Source organism: Guyparkeria halophila, assembly GCF_034479635.1.
GTDB classification, from domain to species: Bacteria; Pseudomonadota; Gammaproteobacteria; order Halothiobacillales; family Halothiobacillaceae; genus Guyparkeria; species Guyparkeria halophila.
In genome coordinates, this window is sequence record NZ_CP140153.1 from 1 (window position 1) to 2,500 (window position 2,500).

Sequence of the window (2,500 nt, forward strand, 5' to 3'; positions counted from 1 at the left end):
ATGGGAGGCCTGGCGTTGACCGACTTTCACATGGGGGTGAACGAGGACCGGCTGTCCGGTGGACAGCCGCAGCCGACGTGAACGCCGCAGCCGAAGGGCTGCGGCCGAGAGCCCGAAAGGGCTTCCCCAGCACGAAGAAGCCCCCGCAACCTGACGGTTACGGGGGCCTCAAAATGGGGAGCCTGGCGTTGACCTACTTTCACATGGGGAAGCCCCACACTATCATCGGCGATGCGGCGTTTCACTGCTGTGTTCGGGATGGGAACAGGTGGTTCCACCGCTCTATGGACGCCAGGCAAAGGGGTAACCGACCAGCCGTTGGCTGATCGGCAGTAAAGTGAATGCGGTTGTACGGGGTATCCGTGTGTGTCGCTTTGGCGTTATATGGTCAAGCCGCACGGGTAATTAGTACGGGTTAGCTGCATGCATTACTGCACTTCCACATCCCGCCTATCAACGTGGTGGTCTTCCACGGCCCTACAGGGGACTCGAAGTCCCGGGGAGATCTCATCTTGGGGTTGGCTTCCCGCTTAGATGCTTTCAGCGGTTATCCAATCCGAACTTAGCTACCCGGCAGTGCCACTGGCGTGACAACCGGAACACCAGAGGTTCGTCCATCCCGGTCCTCTCGTACTAAGGACAGATTCCCTCAAATCTCCAACGCCCACGGCAGATAGGGACCGAACTGTCTCACGACGTTCTGAACCCAGCTCGCGTACCACTTTAAATGGCGAACAGCCATACCCTTGGGACCTGCTTCAGCCCCAGGATGTGATGAGCCGACATCGAGGTGCCAAACACTGCCGTCGATATGGACTCTTGGGCAGTATCAGCCTGTTATCCCCGGAGTACCTTTTATCCGTTGAGCGATGGCCCTTCCATACAGAACCACCGGATCACTAGAACCGTCTTTCGACCCTGTTCGACGTGTCTGTCTCACAGTCAAGCTGGCTTATGCTCTTGCACTAACCGCACGATTTCCGACCGTGCTTAGCCAACCTTCGTGCTCCTCTGTTACGCTTTCGGAGGAGACCGCCCCAGTCAAACTACCCACCATGCACGGTTCCCGATCCGGATAACGGACCTGGGTTAGAACACCAAACATACCAGGGTGGTATTTCAAGGTTGGCTCCACCAGAACTGGCGTCCTGGTTTCGAAGCCTCCCACCTATCCTACACAAGTAGGTTCAGTATTCAGTGCAAAGCTGTAGTAAAGGTTCACGGGGTCTTTCCGTCTTGCCGCGGGTACACTGCATCTTCACAGCGATTTCAATTTCACTGAGTCTCGGGTGGAGACAGCGCCGCCATCGTTACGCCATTCGTGCAGGTCGGAACTTACCCGACAAGGAATTTCGCTACCTTAGGACCGTTATAGTTACGGCCGCCGTTTACCGGGGCTTCGATCAAGGGCTTCTCCGAAGATAACCCCATCAATTAACCTTCCGGCACCGGGCAGGCGTCACACCCTATACGTCCTCTTTCGAGTTTGCAGAGTGCTGTGTTTTTGATAAACAGTCGCAGCGGCCTGGTCACTGCAACCCCCTTCGGCTTACGGAGCAAGTCCGATCACCTAACGGGGGCGCACCTTCTCCCGAAGTTACGGTGCTATTTTGCCTAGTTCCTTCACCCGAGTTCTCTCAACGCCTTGGAATTCTCATCCAGTCCACCTGTGTTGGTTTAGGGTACGGTCAACCGTTATCTGAAGCTTAGAGGCTTTTCCTGGAAGCATGGCATCAACCACTTCGTTCCCTTGGGAACTCGTCGTCACCTCTCGGTGTTGATCTCCCGGATTTGCCTAAGAGATCCACCTACAGGCTTAAACCGGACACCAACTGCCGGCTGGCCTAGCCTTCTCCGTCCCCCCATCGCAATAACGGCCGGTGCAGGAATATTAACCTGCTTCCCATCGACTACGCTTCTCAGCCTCGCCTTAGGGGCCGACTCACCCTGCGCCGATTGGCGTTGCGCAGGAAACCTTGGACTTTCGGCGTACGAGGTTTTCACTCGTATTATCGTTACTCATGTCAGCATTCGCACTTCCGATACCTCCAGCAGACCTCACAGTCCACCTTCGACGGCCTACGGAACGCTCCTCTACCATGCCTTACGGCATCCGCAGCTTCGGCAGTGTGCTTGAGCCCCGGTAAATCTTCCGCGCAGGCCGACTTGACCAGTGAGCTATTACGCTTTCTTTAAAGGATGGCTGCTTCTAAGCCAACCTCCTGGCTGTCTCTGCCTTCCCACATCGTTTCCCACTTAGCACACATTTGGGGGCCTTAGCTGGCGGTCTGGGTTGTTTCCCTCTCCACAATGGACGTTAGCACCCACTGTGTGTCTCCCATGATTGCACTTCTCGGTATTCGGAGTTTGCCATGGTTTGGTAAGTCGGGATGACCCCCTAGCCATAACAGTGCTCTACCCCCGAGAGTGAGACATGAGGCGCTACCTAAATAGCTTTCGAGGAGAACCAGCTATCTCCGGGCTTGATTAGCCTTTCACT

The 2,500-nt window shown here is 55.6% G+C and carries 2 rRNA genes (1 of these 2 cut by a window edge); both read right to left on the bottom strand.

Annotated features, from left to right (window positions below):
* Positions 1-180 precede the first annotated feature (180 nt).
* A 5S ribosomal RNA gene (gene rrf / locus SR882_RS00005) occupies positions 181-296 on the bottom strand.
* Positions 297-384: 88 nt separating this feature from the next.
* Positions 385-2,500: ribosomal RNA gene (locus SR882_RS00010) — 23S ribosomal RNA — on the bottom strand (it continues 763 nt past the right edge of the window).